Annotated in this window: 11 protein-coding genes and 4 pseudogenes; 8 read left to right on the top strand and 7 right to left on the bottom strand. The window is 57.6% G+C overall.

The window, feature by feature from the left end; all coding sequences use genetic code 11:
- Nucleotide 1: 1 nt before the first annotated feature.
- Complete coding sequence (locus KHC19_RS07960; RefSeq protein WP_246548475.1) at nt 2-796, bottom strand: NADPH-dependent F420 reductase; 795 nt, start codon at nt 794-796, stop codon at nt 2-4.
- On the opposite strand from KHC19_RS07960, the gene KHC19_RS07955 reads away from it, so the two are divergent.
- The 4 genes and pseudogenes from KHC19_RS07955 to KHC19_RS07940 all read left to right on the top strand — a co-directional run bounded on the left by KHC19_RS07955 (nt 795) and on the right by KHC19_RS07940 (nt 5,360).
- On the top strand, nt 795-1,724 hold the full coding sequence (locus KHC19_RS07955) for a LysR family transcriptional regulator (protein ID WP_246548493.1): 930 nt from the start codon (nt 795-797) through the stop codon (nt 1,722-1,724). The genes KHC19_RS07960 and KHC19_RS07955 overlap by 2 nt on opposite strands.
- A 104-nt stretch (nt 1,725-1,828) precedes the next feature.
- Nucleotides 1,829-2,098 carry a hypothetical protein gene (locus tag KHC19_RS07950; RefSeq protein WP_213351830.1) on the top strand — a complete coding sequence of 90 codons (270 nt, stop codon included), beginning with the start codon at nt 1,829-1,831 and terminating at the stop codon, nt 2,096-2,098.
- Nucleotides 2,099-3,156: 1,058 nt separating this feature from the next.
- Nucleotides 3,157-3,858: pseudogene (locus tag KHC19_RS07945) on the top strand (ATPase, T2SS/T4P/T4SS family); the annotation flags it as partial.
- 881 nt (nt 3,859-4,739) lie between these two features.
- Nucleotides 4,740-5,360 carry a Ros/MucR family transcriptional regulator gene (locus KHC19_RS07940; RefSeq protein WP_213351829.1) on the top strand — a complete coding sequence of 207 codons (621 nt, stop codon included), beginning with the start codon at nt 4,740-4,742 and terminating at the stop codon, nt 5,358-5,360.
- Nucleotides 5,361-6,053: 693 nt separating this feature from the next.
- Here the strand turns inward: KHC19_RS07940 and KHC19_RS07935 are convergent.
- The 5 genes from KHC19_RS07935 to KHC19_RS26430 form a co-directional block, all read right to left on the bottom strand.
- A complete protein-coding gene (locus KHC19_RS07935; protein WP_213351828.1) occupies nt 6,054-6,671 on the bottom strand; it encodes a plasmid pRiA4b ORF-3 family protein in 618 nt (205 codons plus the stop codon).
- Nucleotides 6,668-8,236 (bottom strand): IS66 family transposase, encoded by a 1,569-nt coding sequence (gene tnpC / locus KHC19_RS07930; protein WP_246548474.1) that lies wholly within the window; start codon nt 8,234-8,236, stop codon nt 6,668-6,670. The genes KHC19_RS07935 and tnpC overlap by 4 nt, the downstream gene beginning before the upstream one ends.
- Before the next feature lie 94 nt (nt 8,237-8,330).
- Nucleotides 8,331-8,513: an IS66 family insertion sequence element accessory protein TnpB gene (tnpB, locus tag KHC19_RS26335; RefSeq protein ID WP_343207675.1), complete on the bottom strand. Its 183-nt coding sequence runs from the start codon at nt 8,511-8,513 to the stop codon at nt 8,331-8,333.
- A 2-nt stretch (nt 8,514-8,515) separates the two neighbouring features.
- Nucleotides 8,516-8,650: an IS66 family insertion sequence element accessory protein TnpB gene (tnpB, locus tag KHC19_RS26330; protein ID WP_343207673.1), complete on the bottom strand. Its 135-nt coding sequence runs from the start codon at nt 8,648-8,650 to the stop codon at nt 8,516-8,518.
- Between the two features lie 272 nt (nt 8,651-8,922).
- Nucleotides 8,923-9,078, bottom strand: coding sequence for a transposase (locus KHC19_RS26430; protein ID WP_378297332.1), 156 nt, complete (start codon nt 9,076-9,078; stop codon nt 8,923-8,925).
- A gap of 889 nt (nt 9,079-9,967) precedes the next feature.
- On the opposite strand from KHC19_RS26430, the gene KHC19_RS07915 reads away from it, so the two are divergent.
- The 3 genes and pseudogenes from KHC19_RS07915 to KHC19_RS07905 all read left to right on the top strand — a co-directional run bounded on the left by KHC19_RS07915 (nt 9,968) and on the right by KHC19_RS07905 (nt 14,895).
- The gene (locus KHC19_RS07915; protein WP_213351825.1) at nt 9,968-12,490 is read left to right on the top strand and encodes a glycosyltransferase; all 2,523 of its coding nucleotides are present in this window, start codon (nt 9,968-9,970) and stop codon (nt 12,488-12,490) included.
- Between the two features lie 549 nt (nt 12,491-13,039).
- A pseudogene (gene istA, locus KHC19_RS07910) lies at nt 13,040-14,027 on the top strand (IS21 family transposase); the annotation flags it as partial.
- 58 nt (nt 14,028-14,085) lie between these two features.
- Nucleotides 14,086-14,895, top strand: a pseudogene (locus KHC19_RS07905) (IS5 family transposase).
- Between the two features lie 189 nt (nt 14,896-15,084).
- On the opposite strand, the gene KHC19_RS07900 reads toward KHC19_RS07905, so the two are convergent.
- Nucleotides 15,085-15,849, bottom strand: a complete 765-nt coding sequence (locus KHC19_RS07900; protein ID WP_213351824.1) for an acyltransferase — start codon at nt 15,847-15,849, stop codon at nt 15,085-15,087.
- A 1,034-nt stretch (nt 15,850-16,883) separates the two neighbouring features.
- Between KHC19_RS07900 and KHC19_RS07895 the strand changes: the two are divergent.
- Nucleotides 16,884-17,449: pseudogene (locus KHC19_RS07895) on the top strand (IS21 family transposase); the annotation flags it as partial.
- Between the last annotated feature and the right edge of the window lie 62 nt (nt 17,450-17,511).

The following is a 17,511-nucleotide window of genomic DNA, read 5'->3' as shown; positions in this document are numbered from 1 at the left end:
CTCAGGCGATGCGTTCGCGCGCGATGGGGCCGGGGCTGGCCTCGACGACCGCGAGAGCCAGGCGGATGAGGTCGGCGTCGCCGCCATATTCGTGATCGGCGACGTGGTGCAGGAACACGCCGAGTTGCTCGATCTGGCGGGCGGCCCGCAGCGAGCCGGCGGCCAGCGGCCTGAATCCGGCATCCGTGATCAAGCCGCGCGTGACCCGCCCGGCCTCCGCGTCGTCGCTCGCATAGGGCACGCCCGGTACCACTGGCGACGTCGACCAGGCCGCGGCTTCAAGCACCGGCGCCGCCAGCGTGCTGAACGCCTTGACGATCCTAGCTTCCGGCAGGCGTCTCTGCAGATCCTCCGCCGTCGAGCCGTCGCGCATGAAATCGAGATCGTGGAAGTGCTTGAATTCGGCGGTGACGCCGAGCGGGTTCATGGTCTCAATGACGACCTTGCCATCGAGCGCGTCGCCTACCTCGGCGACGACCGCTTCGACCCGCGGCCAGTAGACGGAGAACAGCACCGCCTCGCCGAACTCGGCCGCCTCGCGGATCGTGCCGAGCCGCGCTCGGTCGCCCAGCTCCGCCAGCAGGGGGGCGAGCTTGCGGTCCTCGCCGTCCTTGGCGAGGACGAGGTCGTGGCCGGCGGCGGCCCAGGCCCTCGCGAGGCGGCCGCCGACATTGCCCGTGTTCAGGATACCGATCTTCACTGGGATCTCCGCATTCACGCGTGAACGATGTGAGCGGAAATTAGGAAGAGGGCGGGGATGGATAAACTGGCCCGACTGCACCACATTGTCGCTCATGCAGGCGACAATCGATCCTGAACAGTTACAAGCTTTCGTCGCCGTGGTCCGCGCCGGATCCTTTACCCGCGCGGCCGATGCCCTCGCGACACGCAAGTCGCATCTCAGTCGTCTGGTGATCCGGCTGGAGGCGCGGCTGGATGGGCAGCTGCTGCGCCGGACGACGCGTTCGGTGACGGTCACCGAATTCGGGCGGGAGGTGTTCGAGCGCGCCGTTTCCATCCTCGATGCCCTGGACGACACCGATCGACTGGCCGAGAGCGTCAAGGGCGAGCCGCGGGGCGTGCTCCGCCTTACCTGCGGCGAGGAGTTCGGCCTGTGCGTCGTGAGCCGATGGATCGCCGGCTATCTCGCGGCCTATCCGAAAGTGCGCGTGGAAGCCGACTACACCAATCGCATCGTCGATATCGTGAAGGAGGGATTCGATCTCGCGATCCGTGTCGGGACGTTGGGCGACGCAGACCTGACCGCGAGCCGGCTTGGGGAAGCCGAATACGGGATGTTCGCGAGCCCCGGCTATCTGGCAGATCGAGGTGCACCGAGACGGCCCCGCGACCTTGACGGGCACGACACCGTCGTCTTCGGGGCGGCCGGACACGCCGTCGAACTGGAAGTCCGCCGCGGCTCGGATTGCGAGATCCTCCGCCTCGCGCCGCGCCTCCTCGTCAACAACAACCTGGCGGCCCGCGACGCCGTCGCGGCCGGCCTCGGCATCGCGCTGCTGCCGCGCTTTCAGGTGGCGCAACTCGTGACCGAAGGACGTCTGGAGGAGGTCCTTCCAGGCTGGTCGAAGCCGCCGGTACCCGTCCACGCCGTATTTTCTTCGAGCCGGTATCCGACGCCGAAGATTCGAGCCTTCGTGGACTATGCGAAGAAGAATTTCGTAACAGCGCTGGCGGGCGCTAGCGGGCAGAAGGTTGCGGCATAGAGACGATCTGCCGACCGCGAACCTCCGGCCGCTTGGGAAGGGGGTGCCCCAATCCTTTTGTTAACGATAAATTAATCAAGCATCCGCTTCGGCAGGGGGAGGAGATGCTGGCTCGGATTGACCGCTACACGGTTCCGCTGTCCCGCCATGCCTATGTGAGGTTTGTACCACATGGGCGCGATGGTGCTGGGCGGGTTATGACCAGTCGCTTGGTCGAGCTTCGGCACCTGATCAATGATTATTGGCATGTTTCTGGGTCGTCCGCGCTGGTGGCGTTGGGGATTTGGGTCGACGGGATTGGGCGCATCGACGGCGTGGCCGCTGAGACGTTCGTCCGCACGATCGCCCGGCGTGTCGAAGAGGCTGTGACGTAGCTGACAGGAGGCCGTGCATTTCCGGGCTACGCGCGCAAAATCAGCGCTGAAGCACATGCCAGCTCAACAGTGACGACCAGAGACGCCAAGTCGCAATTGCCGGGTCCGGCTCCCGAACCGAACGCCGCGCCCGAGTGCGCGCGCTCCGCGCCAGTGTGAGAAATCGCAATATCTTGGACGGCCGGACGCGGGCTGCTTGCGATTGCTCACTCACGTCCGGCCTGACCTCAACCGCAATGGGTAGCGTCCAAGGCTGCTCACCCGATAGCACACTCGACGCGGCAGAAAAAGCGGCCGGGCGCTCACTCTCGCAACCGGCGCCTGGTCTGACCTGGAAAACGCCAGAGGCGAGCGGCGGTCTATCGGTTGGGCAACCGAGCGCAGTCGTGTGGGGCTGCTGCGCCCGGTTGCAACCCTGTGCGGGCGTTGCGGGCCCCGCCAGACAATCGACGGTCGGTCTCTTCACGGCCGTCCGCAAGAGCCTCCTTTTCGCGACGAGCATCAAAATGGGCATACGGGGAGCGGCAGGCGCGGCTCACGGCATTCAGCTTTGCGCGTAGGCCGATCAACGGCAAAGCGAGAGGACGAGGGCGGCGGTGAAGGCCTTCCAGTGCAAATGGGGCTTGTGGTCGAGACCATCATCTGGCCGAACACGACAAAGACGCTGGAGCACCCTTCGACGGCAGTGAGGCCGGGAAAGCTCAAGCCGGATAAATCGGCAATGGCACAGGCTGCTAAGCATCGCGGCGTCAGGAAGCTGATCGGACACAACGGTACGTCGCCACGCTCTACCCGTCATTTGCCATCCACAAAGGGTGCGTGCGGGGTTCTCGCTTCTTGGAGATCTCAAGAGGCAAGACCTCAACCGCTCCGTTCCAACCCCGCAACCTCGCAGCTCAGACCTGACATCCCCGCCCGCAGCCAGACGGCATCTCCGCATTCCGCCAGTCATTGCACGCCATGCTACGTTCTGATGGAATCCTGTTGAGCCGGGCCGATATCTGGCTCTTTTAATCATCCCCACCCCGGGCGACGGGCCCGGCTGGTGTGGGGATGGAATGACTGCAATTCAACGGGATGCGGCGCGGTTCGCACGTGGCACGCGGATGCTCCGGACCGCACTCGGCGCGGCGATTTCCCGATTGCTGGAAGAGCCCTCTATCGTCGAGGTGATGCTCAACCCGGACGGACAGGTCTGGATTGACCGTCTGTCGGAAGGATTGTCCGATTCTGGCGAACGTCTGATTGCAGCCGATGGTGAGCGCATTATCCGCCTGGTGGCCCATCATGTCGGGCGGAGGTGCATTGGAGTGCGCCGTGTGTCTCGGCCGAACTGCCCGAAACAGGAGAGCGCTTTGAAGGCCTGCTCCCGCCCGTCGTCACGGCCCCGGCATTTGCCATCCGCAAGCCCGCCGTCGCGGTGTTCTCTCTCGATGATTATGTCGTGGCCGGGGTCATGTCTGTAGCTCAGGCGGGGGCGCTGCGTGAGGGCGTGACATCCCGCGCGAACATCCTCGTTGCCGGCGGCACGTCGACTGGCAAGACCACGCTCACTAAATGCCCTGCTCGCGGAAGTCGCCCGAACCAATGAACGGGTGATCATCCTCGAGGACACCCCAGCCGACCCTGCCAGCGATCCGCGCGGCCATCATCGCCAGGCTCGAACGGCCACCCCCAACGCGATGCCCGCATTGCCGCCGCCGGCTCAGTTTCTGACAATCTGCCAAAGTAGTGCTAGTCGCCGTGCTGGCCGGTCGCCGCGCGCCAACGCGACAATAGCTTCCGCGACAAGCCAGGCCGTTACATTGATGGCCACGCGGATGATGCCAATCGCCGTCGCAAGACGATAACCGCGCTTACCGCCAAAATGGCGCGGGTGGCGCAGGCCGTCGTCAAGACGGGGACAGGCTACCACCGGCCGTCCCTGGAGCGGTCGGATGCCAGGTGGAAGGATCCCTCTCTGCAAAGTGCCCGTGAGGGCGCCAGATGCGACCCTGTAGGTAATGTTCGGGCCTTCCACCTGCGTGCGTATGTCGTCTTGAGTACGGTGAGGACCGCGGCCACGTCAATGCCGCTGGATCCTGTGTTTGCTGTGGCTGGGAGCGATCCCGTTGACGGTGGAAATCATCTGGATCAGCTTACTGCCGACGTCGGCGCGTTGCCGACGCGATGAAATCTGCTACCCAAAGCCCAAAGCTGCTTCCCCACATAGATCGTTGTCGGTGAACACCGTTCGGGTTTCGTAGGGAATCGGCACCAATGCTTCCAGGAAGGCCCGTGCCTCACGCGTGGTCGCCTTCGGCATGAGCTGGGCGAAAGCGTATTTCGAGATCCGGTTGACGGCGACGAAGAGATAGAGCTTACCTTCCGCTCCTGTTAGACACGATGCATCGCCGCAAGGCTAATGAGCGGGATTCCCGCTTAGGCCTCCCTCTGTCGATTGGCGGGCTCATAGAAGCGGCCTATCCGGCCTTCTTCGCACAGGTTGTGTTGTCGTGGCAGTGTAAGGTCAGGCCATTTGACGTCACGGCCATCCTTCGGACACGCGAGGTTGTCACATTTCGCGCTGCGTAGTCGCTTGCGATAAGCGATCCCCACTCTTATGTATCACAAGCACATTGTCGAATCAGGGAAGGTACCTATGCCCGACGATCGTTATTCAGACGCAGACTACATCATCGCTACGACTGATGTCGTCTCCGCTTTTGTCAGTAATAACAGCGTGCCCGCTACGCAATTGCCTGATCTACTCGAGTCCGTCTACAGTGCGATGCAAGCACTTGCTTCATCGACGCCAGACCCAGAGCCCGAGCCTCTGGTGCCGGCTGTACCCGTACGGAAATCGGTGACGCCGGAATTCCTCGTGTGCTTGGAAGACGGTATGAAGTTCAGGTCCCTCAAGCGCCACCTGCGCACCCGTTACGGCATGAGCCCAGAACAGTACCGCAAGAAATGGGGTCTGCCGTCCGACTATCCAATGGTAGCTCCCGACTACGCGGCGCAGAGGTCAGCCCTTGCCCTGCAAGCAGGTCTCGGGCAACGTCGTCGCAACGCTGGGACGGTTGAAGCGCCCTCTCTCGAGGCCGTAGCGGACCCCGCCCCGGTCGCAACTATGGACGAGCCCACCGCTGAGGCCGCAGTAGATGCTTCACTGGCTGTAGAGGCCGCAACCGAGACCAACGCAGATGTCGTGCCGACTGTCGAGGTTGAGCCCGCACCGACGCCCGTAAAAAAGCCACTGGGGAAAAACAAAGGCGAATGACGACGGTGAGTGACACCGTGTTAAAGGCTCGCTCATTGCCTCCTAAATCTCGAGCACGTCCTCTTGGGTTGATCTTTGCGCGATGAACTCTCTCGAAAAACTGTATCCCAGCGCATTGTAGGGATGAAGCTGGTTGTAGTGATCGAAATAGGCCGGGCAACTGCTGCAGGACGATTTCGGCTGATGGCATCGAGGTCATGCAGGCATAGTCGTGTTCTATCCTGCACACGAAGACCTCGGCCGTTCCGTTGGAGTGCGGGCTCTCGACGGGCGTCGTGAGCGGCTCGAGTTCGATACACCGGCGCACCACTACACGATATAGCCGGCATCGTTGTCAGTCAGCCATTCGATGACGGCAGGCAGGTGGTTGACCGGCCCAAAGCAGATTTCGACGGTGACCGTCATGAGGTCGCGGCTGTCCTTACCCTTGATGCCCTCGGTCGTGGGGCGACGCTGATAGTCTCCCGATCGCAACCGTCGAGTACGAAGGCTACGCGGAACTTCTCGCCATCGTTACAGCCGAGTTTGAGGCCGCCGAAACACCAGCGCAGATTCGAGTGATCGACGGCAATATGGCCGTCATGACGAAGTGTCTCAGTGCCACCGGTATGGCACTGGAGCAGTCTGTGATTGGGAGACGGCCACCCCTCGGACGTACCCCTCCGGCGAGGGCCACGACTGTTACCGGTCTGTTCAGCTAATCTGGCCACGGCTTTTGGCGAACGCAGCTTTGCCGATGGCGCGGCGTCGGGCGAGCTTTGCAATACGAGTGTGGATGGCGTCCTCGTCGATGAGAGCCGGATCGAATGGCGCACCGTACCATCGCATGAGCTCGTCATGCTCCTCATGGCTGGGATCAGCGATGGCTTCGAGGAATAGTTCGAAGCCCGGGATGCCGCCGACATCCTCGGGTGGGGCGCGGCGTGCGCCATCGAGGTAGCGGGGATAATCCCTGGCAGGATCGGCTGCGGTGGTCGTCTCGATCGTGATCGTGTGCCGCCAGTCGTCGCCGAAGTCATAGGTGTAGCTGAACTCGGTGACGCCGCGGTCGATGAGAGCGCCAAGCCTCAAAGTCTTGGCGGAATAGGTCCTGTCGCGCAGGCTATCCCACTCCGGATCGGGGATGGCAAAGCGCTGCTCGCCGGCGCGGAACTCGAACAGGTGATAGTCTTGGAACGGCATGACGGCTTGGATGACATCGTGCAAGGCCTTGAGCGAGGAGGTTAGCGGCACCTCGACACGGCGCCAGATGGTGGGTTGACAATCATCCAGTTCGATCTTCAGGCAAGCGATCCGATCGACATGGCTCATGCCGCGAGACTCCCCGACTTTCGCGCCGCATGCCAGTTCCAAGGCAAGAGGTCGTATAGCCGGTTCTGCGGGGTGTCGGCGATGCGGGCGAGCACGTCCGCGAGCCAGGCCTGCAGATCGATGTCATTGAGACGGGCGGTGCCGATCAATCTGTATATGACGGCTGCGCGCTCAGCACCGCGATCGGACCCGGCGAACAGCCATGCCTTGCGGCCGAGAGCGATGCCGCGCAGCGTGCGTTCTGCCGCGTTGTTCGTGAGGCAAACACGGCCATCGTCGAGGAAGCGGGTGAAACTGTCCCCGCGACGCAGCATGTAGTCCATGGCCTGGGCCACAGGTGCATGGCGGAATAGCCTGGCGCGATGCTCGCGCATCCAGGCCTCAAGCTCGGCGATGAGAGGAGCGCTGCGCTCCTGGCGAACGGCCCGGCGCTGATCGGCACCCACGCCATTGATCTCGCGCTCGATGTCGAACAGCGCGTCGATGCGAGTGACGGCCTCGAAGGCGATGGGCGAAATCGGCGCGGCGTCGCGCTCGCGCCGGCGGTTCGCGGCGATGTCGGCGAGTTCGAAGAACTTGCGCCGTGCATGGGCCCAGCACAGCGCCTCGACGATCGGTCCCGGCTGGCGGCCGGGCGCGAGCAGCCGATTGTATCCGGCAAAGGCGTCAGCCTGCGGGATGCCGGCGAAGTGCGTCAGATGCCGCTGCGGATGATCGCCCGAGCGGTCGCGGGATGTCTGGAGCAGCACCGCCGGTGGATAGGCGCCGCCGAAGGGCCGATCATCGCGTACATACACCCAGGTCCGTCCGGTGTCGGTCTTGCCCTTCGCCGGGATCGGCACCGGCGTGTCGTCGCCATGCAGGTGATCTACCGCCATGACATGGCGCTCGAGCAGCACGTGCAACGGGCGCAAAGCGGCAGCGTAGGCACCCACGTGATCGGCCAGCGTCGACAGCGGCAGGTCGATGCCCTCGCGGACATAGCACTCGCTCTGCCGGTTCAGCGGCTGGTGCTGACCTAACTTCTCGAACAGCACCATCGCCAGCAAGTTCGGTCCGGCATGGCCACGCGGGATGACGTGGAACGGCGCCGGCGGCGGGCTCCCCGCCTCGCAGGCCCGGCAGGAGAAGCGCTCGCGCACCGTCTGGATCATCTTCACCTCCAGCGTCTCGGAGATATCTTCCCCGAGCTTCACCAGCCGGGGCGAGCCGCAGCACGGGCAGCTCTCGGGTGCGGCGACGATGACGCGCTCACGCGGCAGATGATCCGGAAACGGCTTGCGTGCGGGCCGCTTGCGCTCGAACGACCCAACGGTGGCCTTTTGCGTTGCGGCTTCCGCGGCCAGTTCGTCCTCGGTGGCGTCGGCCTCCAGTTCCTCCTGCATCTCCAGCTGGTCGAGCAGCCGTGCCTTGCGCTCCGAGCCCGTGCCGTAGAACTCGCGCCGGAGCTTCTCGATCTCCAGCTTCAGACGCGCGATGAGGGCATCCGTGCAGCTGCTTGCGGCACGCTCCCGGGCGATAGTCGCCTCAGCTTCAAGCCACGCGGCACGCTCCGCCAGGATCATGGCGTGGGCCGCGGCAAGGTCGCTCGGCAAAGGGTCCGTCGGGCTCGACATAGAGGAAGAGGATCATATCTGCCGCTCCCGTGCCACGCCCAAATCACCCTGACGCGCCAGATCGCCACGTCCTCTGCGGATGCCGCCAGTCAATGCCTTCTAGCAGGTAGCCGAGCTGCGCCGGCGTGATCGTCACCACGCCGTCGGCCGGCGAAGGCCACAGGAAGCGGCCGCGCTCCAGCCGCTTCGAGAACAGGCAGGCGCCCTGGCCGTCATGCCAGATCATCTTCACCAGATCGCCGCGTCGACCGCGGACACGAACAGGTGCCCGCCATTGGGATCGCGCCGTAGAACTTCCTGGACCTGCAATGCCAGACCCACGAAGCCCTTCCTCATATCGGTGTGGCCGGTCGCCAGCCACACCCGCACTCCGCTCGGAACCGGGATCATCGTGCGCCAAGCAGATCAAGCACCTGCCGAAGAGTCGCAACATCGACCTCCCCGTCGACACGTACCCGCTGGCCGGTCGGCAGCTCGATCTCGATCAACCCCCGCCGCCCGCATCCACGAGTACGACCACGCCTCCCGACAACTGCCTGTGCTCTATCGTCGGGCCGGATATCGGCGGCGCCTTCCGTCACAACTGGCAGAAACCCGATCTCTGCCGCCGGCGACACGGCACACAGCTCCTTGCGCTACCGAAACAGCTGGCTCACATGAATCCCGGCGCCGCGGGCAATCTCCGACGCCGACACGCCTGACTCAAGAGAGGCCGCCACCAGCCGCTCCTTCTCCACGCGCGGCCACCGACGGCGGCGTTCGACCGATGTGATCACCTCAATCCGCGACATCATAGAGCTACTCCCAGGATTATCCCTAGAACTTCAGCTCATCACCCCGAACAAACAAGGCGGCCCTCACCGGAGGCGTACCCTCGGACTCCGTTGCACGACGAAGCAGCGCCCAGACCCGCTGCTAGCCATCGCTCGGCATCGCTGGAATGAGCGCACGGATAGCCACGACCTAATGTCGCTGTCAGGCTGCGCGGACCGGCTGGGCCGGCGCCTGTGGATGGGAACCTTGGCGCGGACGGCCTTCTCGAGAATCGGCCTTCGGCCAAGACAGCGAGTGCAGCAGTGCCCGTGGTGGCGTTGAGAGCCTCACTCAGGATCTCCACCTGGAGCGTCTTCCTTGCCGAGAGCCGATGCAGATCGCGGATCTCGTTCTGCGGCATCCGATACCCAGATGCCGAAACCACCTCTTCCTTCGCATGCGTCGCAGTCAGCGCGACTTGATTTGCGAGGCGCCGCCAGGAAAACACCTAATTAGGGGCGATGCTATGCTGCCACGAGACGAGGTTGACGCTCATCCTAGGCTCTTAAGTCTCCGCAGCAATCGCCGCCTTCTCGGCCGGCGCCTAGCGCTGTCGTTGCTCAGGTCCTGTCAGGGCCGCACTAGCCATAGAAACGACATTGCTTCTATCTCTTAGCGAAGTGGGAGGACGTGTCCGGTCAACCGGGGAGGACGTTCACTGGCACGATCAAGGGCGAGGGCAAAACAATGAGATTGTCGCGTAACGTCTCTACATCCTGACCATCCGAAGCGATGGATTGTGATTGTGAGTGGCGAAGTAGAAGCGCTCTTGAGCGGGACGGAGTAGCATCAGCTGGAGGACCCAAGAGGCTTGGCGGGTCGCTAGCGCGCACTGTTTGTACAGTTTGATCGATATCCAGGACACCCATGGCTAACGGCAAGGCGCTTGACGAATCCCCGCGGGGGCCGGCAAATTGCCGCCACTGTCGCAACGTATTCCCGGATATCAGCATGACTCCCAAGAGTACCCCACTTTGGCGCAAAGCCGATGTATTGATTGGCTCGGGACATGTTACCGATGCAAAAATGTTGCTTATCTCAGAGCTGTCAAAATCTCTTAATTATACAAATAATTCTGACAGGGTTCGATCTCTAAGATCCTTGTCTAAAATATATATTATGGAATCAAATTTAAATGAAGCGGAAAAACTACTAGGAGAAGCATTAGATTTATCGAGATCAAATATAAAAATTTGCATTGATCTATATAAGATATCTATCAAAAAAGGCAACATCGAAAACGCGAAGCATTATTTATATCAGGCTGTTAATAACAAAAAAGAATCAGCAAATAAATCTGATAAAATATTAGCGTATCAATTATTATCAGAGTTAATGAAGTTTGATGATATAGAAGAGGCAGAGAGATTATTGATTGAATCTCGAAACATTTATGCATTTAATTTGAAAACAGAACATGCCATAGTACAGATACTATTAAAAAAAGGAAATATAAAAGAAGCCGAGTCGATATTGCACGATATTATAAGATATACGAACGATACAGTCGCAGTAATTAAGCTTGCTGAACTATACAAAGTAATTCATGGTGTACATGAGTATTATAATATATTAAATAATGCATGGATTTCTGGAAATAAGGATTTTCGTATAAGGCTGCGATTGGCCGCTTTATTGTATGCAAACGGAGATAAGTCCAATACTGAAGTGTTTGTTACAGATGAGATGCTGTCACTTGACGGCAATTTTATTGCAGCTCTCCGGCTTGCCGAATTAAAAATTGATCAGAAAGAATATGAACAAGTTGTATTTATATTGAACAAGATAAGAAATCTGTTTAGTAGAGACGTTAGTGGCGCTCTTCGATTAGAGAAGTTATTCAACTTAATTGGAGATATTGAATCAGCTATTTCAGTAATACGAAAAGCGTTGGACCTGTATCCCGATAACGTGATGCTACTTATCTCTCTTGGCCGGCGATTGACTGCAGCGCGTCGTCCAGAAGCAGTAGATATTTTACAGAAAGCCGTGGATCTATCGCCGAGTTCAAGTGGTGCATGGATCGACCTCTCCCGTGCCGCAGCAAGTTTCATATCAACAGAACGTGCAGTGCAGTATTTACGCAGGAGTATACAAATTAACGGCGATAGCCCTCGATTAATTGCTGAGCTTGGTGTTGTTCTATTCAAATCAGGTCGAGTTAAGGAGGCGGATGAGATTTCGGTTTCTGCCATTGAAAGGATGCCAGATAATTCAGAAATTGTTGATTTACGTCTTCGTATCCTGATATTCCTTGGGAAATTTGATGAGTTCGAAGAGTTGTTGATAAAAATCAATGCCAGCGATGAGAAAAGTTACAAGCGTCGCCGCCGATTTTCCGCAAATTTGCTGAAGGCAAAATGGAAAATTGCGCAAGCAATAAATTTATATGAGAATAGAAAATTATTCGAATTTAATTCTCAGGATTATAAGCATTTGGCGGATTTGTATACGATGAATCTTGACGTTCGACGGGCACGTGAGTGCTTATATAGCTCCAAGGCTCTTAATAAATTTAAGGGGGTTAAAAATATTTCGCAAAGTCTCATTGGAGAAATAATTAATGACTATTGGACCAACAATGAAGCTCTAATGGATGGAAAATCCAATTCTGAGGCCGATGATATAAGTGAATGGATGAAAATTGTCTCTGAGCATCCAGGTCATACTGGATGCGCGGCGGCTTTCATGATAGCGCTTCGTCGAACGGGTAAATTTAATCGAACTGTTTCTTCATATGAAAATAATAAAATTCCCAAAATAATATTTCAATTTTGGGATGTTGATGAAATACCAGATGATGTAAGATATTTAATGAATACGTGGAAAGATAAAAATTCTGAATGGGAGTATAAATTATTTTCTCTTTCTGAAGCTAGTGCATTCATTCAGCAAAAATGTGATCGGCGTGTTTTTCAAGCATTTCGTAGGATGGAAAGCATTGCCGGAAAATCGGACGTATTTCGCCTGGCGGTTTTGCTGGAGATAGGGGGGGTATATGCGGATGCTGATGATGCCTGCCTAGCTCCAATCGACGCTTTGATCGCCGGCCATGAGCTCGTCCTCCGTCAGGAGCACTATGGTACAATTGGGAATAATTTTATAGCAACTATTCCAAATAATGAAATAATACAAAAATTACTTAATAATATTGTTGAGTCATCTCAAAGAGGAGATCGAGAATCGATTTGGTTAAGAAGTGGGCCTGGTCAGATTACCCGAACGGTTTCGAATTATCTGTCAAAAACAAAAGAAAATATAGATAAGCTTGGAAATGAAATATTTATTGCTGATCAACATGAATTGCACGAATTTTGTGCATGTGGATGTCGAGCGGCGTATAAACATACTTCAATGAATTGGCAAAACACAGAATTCATGAAGAGATGAATTGATATAAATGATAATATATCGGTATCATGAATTATAGTATTTCTCGTATTAAATATTAATATGCAATATAATGATATGATATATGAATTTATACATATGATGGTCGAGCCTCCGCGGTACTCTCTTCCATTCCAACAGTACAGCGTGCGCGAGAGCGCTCCTCCCATCGGAAACAAGGGACTCGCGCGAGCGATGGGGTCCGGCGACGAGAAAAGTATCTGGAAAGACCTTCTATCGTAATCTAGCACGAATGACGGGGTAGCCATGTTGCGATGTTCGCCGCGACATTCGTAGTGGTGTTCATCGAATTTTCCAAATGAAAGGCCCCGCTTGTGATTAGGCCTTTAGTGATCCGAAAGGGTGAGTGGGTGATTTGGCAACGTCAAATTTGCTCCGCGCTGTAGCTGCCAGCTCAATGCTCCCCCAGAAGTGCCGTTTGAATCTTCCCCAGTTTGAGGCGTTGCGCCGGTCTTCCGGGGCGCGCCCCCGGAAGACCGGCGGCGGGCTGTCATCGATCCTTCTCCCGATGGGCGGGAGGAAGCTTCGGTGATCAACCTCGGGGAGTTGATGATGATCTTGGATTTGCACCGGCGAGGCATGTCGGTGTCGGCGATCGTCCGGCTAACCGGCATGGATCTCAAGACCGTGCGCAAGTACATTGAGCGCAGCGGGGGGCCGGCCTATGGTCCTCGCCTTCCGCGCCGCAGCGTGAACGAGCCCTTCTCCATCTATCTGAGAGCGCGTCGCTGCCTATCCCGGCTTGACCGGGCAGCGCCTGTTCCGGGAGCTGAAGGGCCGTGGCTACGAGGGCGGCTATACCGCCGTCACGGATTTCCTGCGGGAGGCGCCGGCGCCCGGGTATGAAGTTTGGTTTGAGACTGCGCCTGGCGAGCAGGCTCAGGTCAACTTCGCCCAGTTTCACGTCGTCTTTGCCGATGAGCCGACAACGCCGTGGATCGTCTGGCTGTTCTCCATGATGCTCGGCTATAGCCGCCTGATCTGGGTGCGCTTCGTCCTGCACCAGGATCTGCCGACAGTGCCGCGTTGCCACACCGCCGCTTTCGACGCGATCGTCGGCCTGCCACGCGAGGTTCTCTATGATCGGATGAAGACCACGGTCACCGGCGATGAACGCGCGGAGAGCGTCGTCTATAATCGCAACCTTATCGATCTTGCCCGCCATTTCGGCCTCCATCCAAGAGCCTGTCGGCCCTATCGCGCCAAGACCAAAGGCAAGGTGGGGCGGCCTTTTCGGTACATCCGGGAGGATTTCCTTCTGGCTCGATCGTTCCGCCATCTCGACGACCTCAATGGGCAACTGCGTCATTGGCTCGATACCGTTGTCAACCCGCGCCGGCACGCCACGACCCAGTACATCGTGAACGAGGCCTTCGTCGAGGAGCGGCCGTATCTGCGGGCCCTACCGACGGCGCCATTCCGCGCCGTGCTGCGCCTGGAGCGCCGCATCTCCCGGAAAGGCATGGTCAGCGTCGGCGGCAATGCCTACAGAGTACCCGACGCCACCAGGCGACGTATAAATTTGCGCATCTGAGCGTGTCGTGATTCAAGCTCCCGAACCGGGCGCCCGAGAGATGCGCCGCCATGAGCTGACTGACGAAGAATGGGCGATCATCGCGCCACTGTTGCCGAACAAGGTGCGCGGCGTGGCGCGGGTGGACGACTGCCGGGTGATCACCGGCATCCTCTGGCGCTTTCGGACCGGGGCGCCGTGGCGGGATGTGCCGGAGCGCTATGGCCCGCGCACAACCCTCTACAACCGCTTTGCGCGCTGGCGCGCCGCCGGGGTCTGGGACCGGCTGTTGGAAGTGGTCCCGGCCGCCTATGACGGCGACATTATCATGATCGACCCATCCTGCGTTCGCGTGCACCAGCACGGTGCCGCGATCAAAAAGGGGGCGACGACGATCGTTGCATGGGACGCTCCCGGGGCGGCCTGACCACCAAGATTCATGCCTTGGTTGATGCTGACGGCAGGCCCACCATCTCGCCCTGACCGCCGGACAGGCGGGCGACGTACCTGTAGGGCAGGAACTGCTGGCCGGTCTCGCCCCGGGAGGCATCCTTCTCGCCGACAAGGCCTACGACACCGACGCCATCCGCGCCGAGACGGCGGAACGTGGCGCCTTCGCCAATGTGCCGCCACGTGTCATCCGCAGGCGGACCTTCGCCTTCAGCCCATGGCTCTACCGCCAGAGGAACCAGATCGAGCGCTTCTTCAACCGCATCAAGCAGATGCGAGGGCTCGCCACGCGCTACGATCGCCCCTCAAGCTCGCCGCAACACGCATCTGGATCAAGGCGTTATGGGTCCGCTGCCTAGCGAAATACGCGCTCACCAATTTCATGCTCGCTCAATTTGTATCATGGTGCCAGACAAGGTGACCGATGATGGTGGAACTCATCGATGATTGACCGTGAGTTGAGCGGTCAATTCGTAGAGAATAGCATAAATAATTACTCCAACGTTCATGGACGGGGAATGATTGTTCAGTCTAATAGGTGGTATTATGCGATTTTTAAAGAAAATAGTATACAAATGTCTATTTTGCTGCATTATAAGTTTATACATGTTTAATCTTCGGTCATTTTAATAAATTCCGGCATTTCTTTATTTATTTGTTTGAGCATTTCAAAATAATTTCCGTCGTTCGGAACGGCTTTTCCGGTCCAGAAAATATCTTTTGTTGTAACCCGGCAAGGGTTCCCCGCTGCGGCGCAGTTGTTTGGGATGCGGCCGGCCAATACACTATACGAGCCGATGACTGACCCATTTCCAACCCTAGCTCCAGCTAGAATTCGTGCTCCCTGTCCGAGCCAAACACGTTGGCCTATATCTACTCCTTGCTTAAAGCGCCTGGAGCCATCTACAACGCTATATAGTCCGTGAGCTTTAGACGAGTATATAAGTACGTCTCGTGCTACCATGCAATTGGCTCTCATAGCAACGCTACTGCCATGAGAGCAAAATATGGTAAGCCCACGGATTGTGTTTGGAGAGTTTATAGTAATATTTGACTCTTTTACGCATGCGACGTCTAATTTAAAAACATTACGTAGGTCATCAAATGTCATTGAATTGTTATTGCCATTTAAATAAATAGTTGTCCTTTTGAGTGAGTCGATATCAATCTTTCCACTAACAATAATTTTATTTCCGACCTCTGATACGTAATTTAAGCCATTCGAGTTTCCGTATTTTTTATATATATTATATAAGTTTGCTGCATATAGGGGTATGTCTGGAAATTCGTGTAGTATTGATCTCCGGAAGATAGGCCGCTCCTTTCCCATATTCTTATTATCGATAAATTCTGCTGTTTTTATATTGCCTGTCATGCAGTGCGATATCCTATTCAAGATTATATTAACGCAAGTCAGATCGTCTCGCACGGGCCAGTCGGTATCGCGCGGGACCTATCCAATTGGGTTAAATGTAAAATTTTCGCTTCAATACCACAAACAAAAAGCTGAGCTTCCCGATCCTTATCGGGGGATTAAAGGGATAAGCTGTTCCGTAGCGGGTGAAATTCCTAGACGAACATAATGCCATATGCCGCGGGGCCGCGAATGACGCACGATCATCGGAACAGCCAGCAGGTGCCATGTCGGGCTCGCAAAGCCCCACATGGAATGACGAAATAAGGCACTGATCAGCCATCCGTAATGAAGAAAATTCGGCTTTCCGCCGCTTGTCGTCTGGCTCGCTGGCTTCGAGTGATCGGACGTGTGGCGCTCGCGATTGCTCACTTACATCCGACCCGATCTCGGGCTCCATGGGGCGCTATCGAACTCGTAGGAAAGTGCCTCTTGGATCACCGTTCGGTTTGCCTATCACCAGCATGTCCTCGATCCTAGGGACGACCGAATCAGGACTTCACACACTCAGCAACACAGATTTTTCGACATTATTGGAGGGAAGCGGGGGGCAGATTGCACGTTAACGCAATTCGGCGCTCGCACCCAGTTTCTAATTTGCGGATGTCTGTACCCGGTGGAGTTCAGGAAAGTGAGGAGCGGCTACGTCACCGCTCGCCGCTCATCGCGTGTTGGGATGGTCATATTCTTGTGGTGCGTCTCACCTAGCGTCACGCTTCAATATGATTTGCTCGTCGTGGCTTGATGGCGGAGGTTTCTTTGTGAGCTCGTCCCTATTGGCGAACGTGGATACAAGCCTGCCGAGGCGATAGAGGACGAGCGGACCTCTGTCGAAATCGTGCTCAGATGGGCAAATTTGGGAAACGCCGTATGACAGCTACCTGTTGATTTCCACTGAGATCTGACCCTGCAGGAGCGGATTTTTCCATCGAGAAGTGACCCATGTTTTCACCACGTCTCACGCGGCATACGCGGGGGACAGCGGAGTGATCGACATGGAGTTATTGAGCGTCATCCGACGCTGGCATCATCGGGATCGTAGCTCGATCCGGGAGATATCCCGCCGCACCGGCCTCTCACGGAACACCGTGCGTAAGTACCTGCGAGCGGACAGCGTCGAACCCCGGTTTCACGTTCCGGACCGGCCGAGCAAGCTCGATCCCTATGCCGACAAGCTCGCGGCGATGCTGCGGGTCGAGGCCGGCAAGTCCCGCAAGCACAAGCGCACCGTCAAGCAGCTGCACGCCGATCTCGTGACGTTGGGCTATGAGGGGTCGTATAATAGGGTGGCGGCCTTCTTTGCCCGCGACTGGAAGGCTGTCCGGTTGCGCGAGCAGCAGACCAGCGGCCGCGGCACCTTCGTGCCGCTGGCCTTTGTGCCCGGAGAGGCGTTCCATTCGACTGGTCTGAGGACTGGGCGATCATCGCCGGCGAGCGCACCAAGCTGCAGGTCGCCCACGTCAAGCTGTCCTGCAGCTGCGCCTTCACTCTGCGAGCCCACCCGCTGCAGACCCACGAGATGCTGTTCGACGCCCATAACCACGCCTTCCGGGTACCGGGTGACCTGAGACCCTGATCTTCCTCCAGATTTAGGTAGAGTCCGTCGATCATGGAGACGGACGA

Source organism: Ancylobacter oerskovii, from assembly GCF_018390555.1.
GTDB lineage: Bacteria > Pseudomonadota > Alphaproteobacteria > Rhizobiales > Xanthobacteraceae > Ancylobacter > Ancylobacter oerskovii.
The sequence above is the reverse complement of the archived record's forward strand: the minus strand, read 5'-3'. Positions and strand labels throughout refer to the sequence as shown.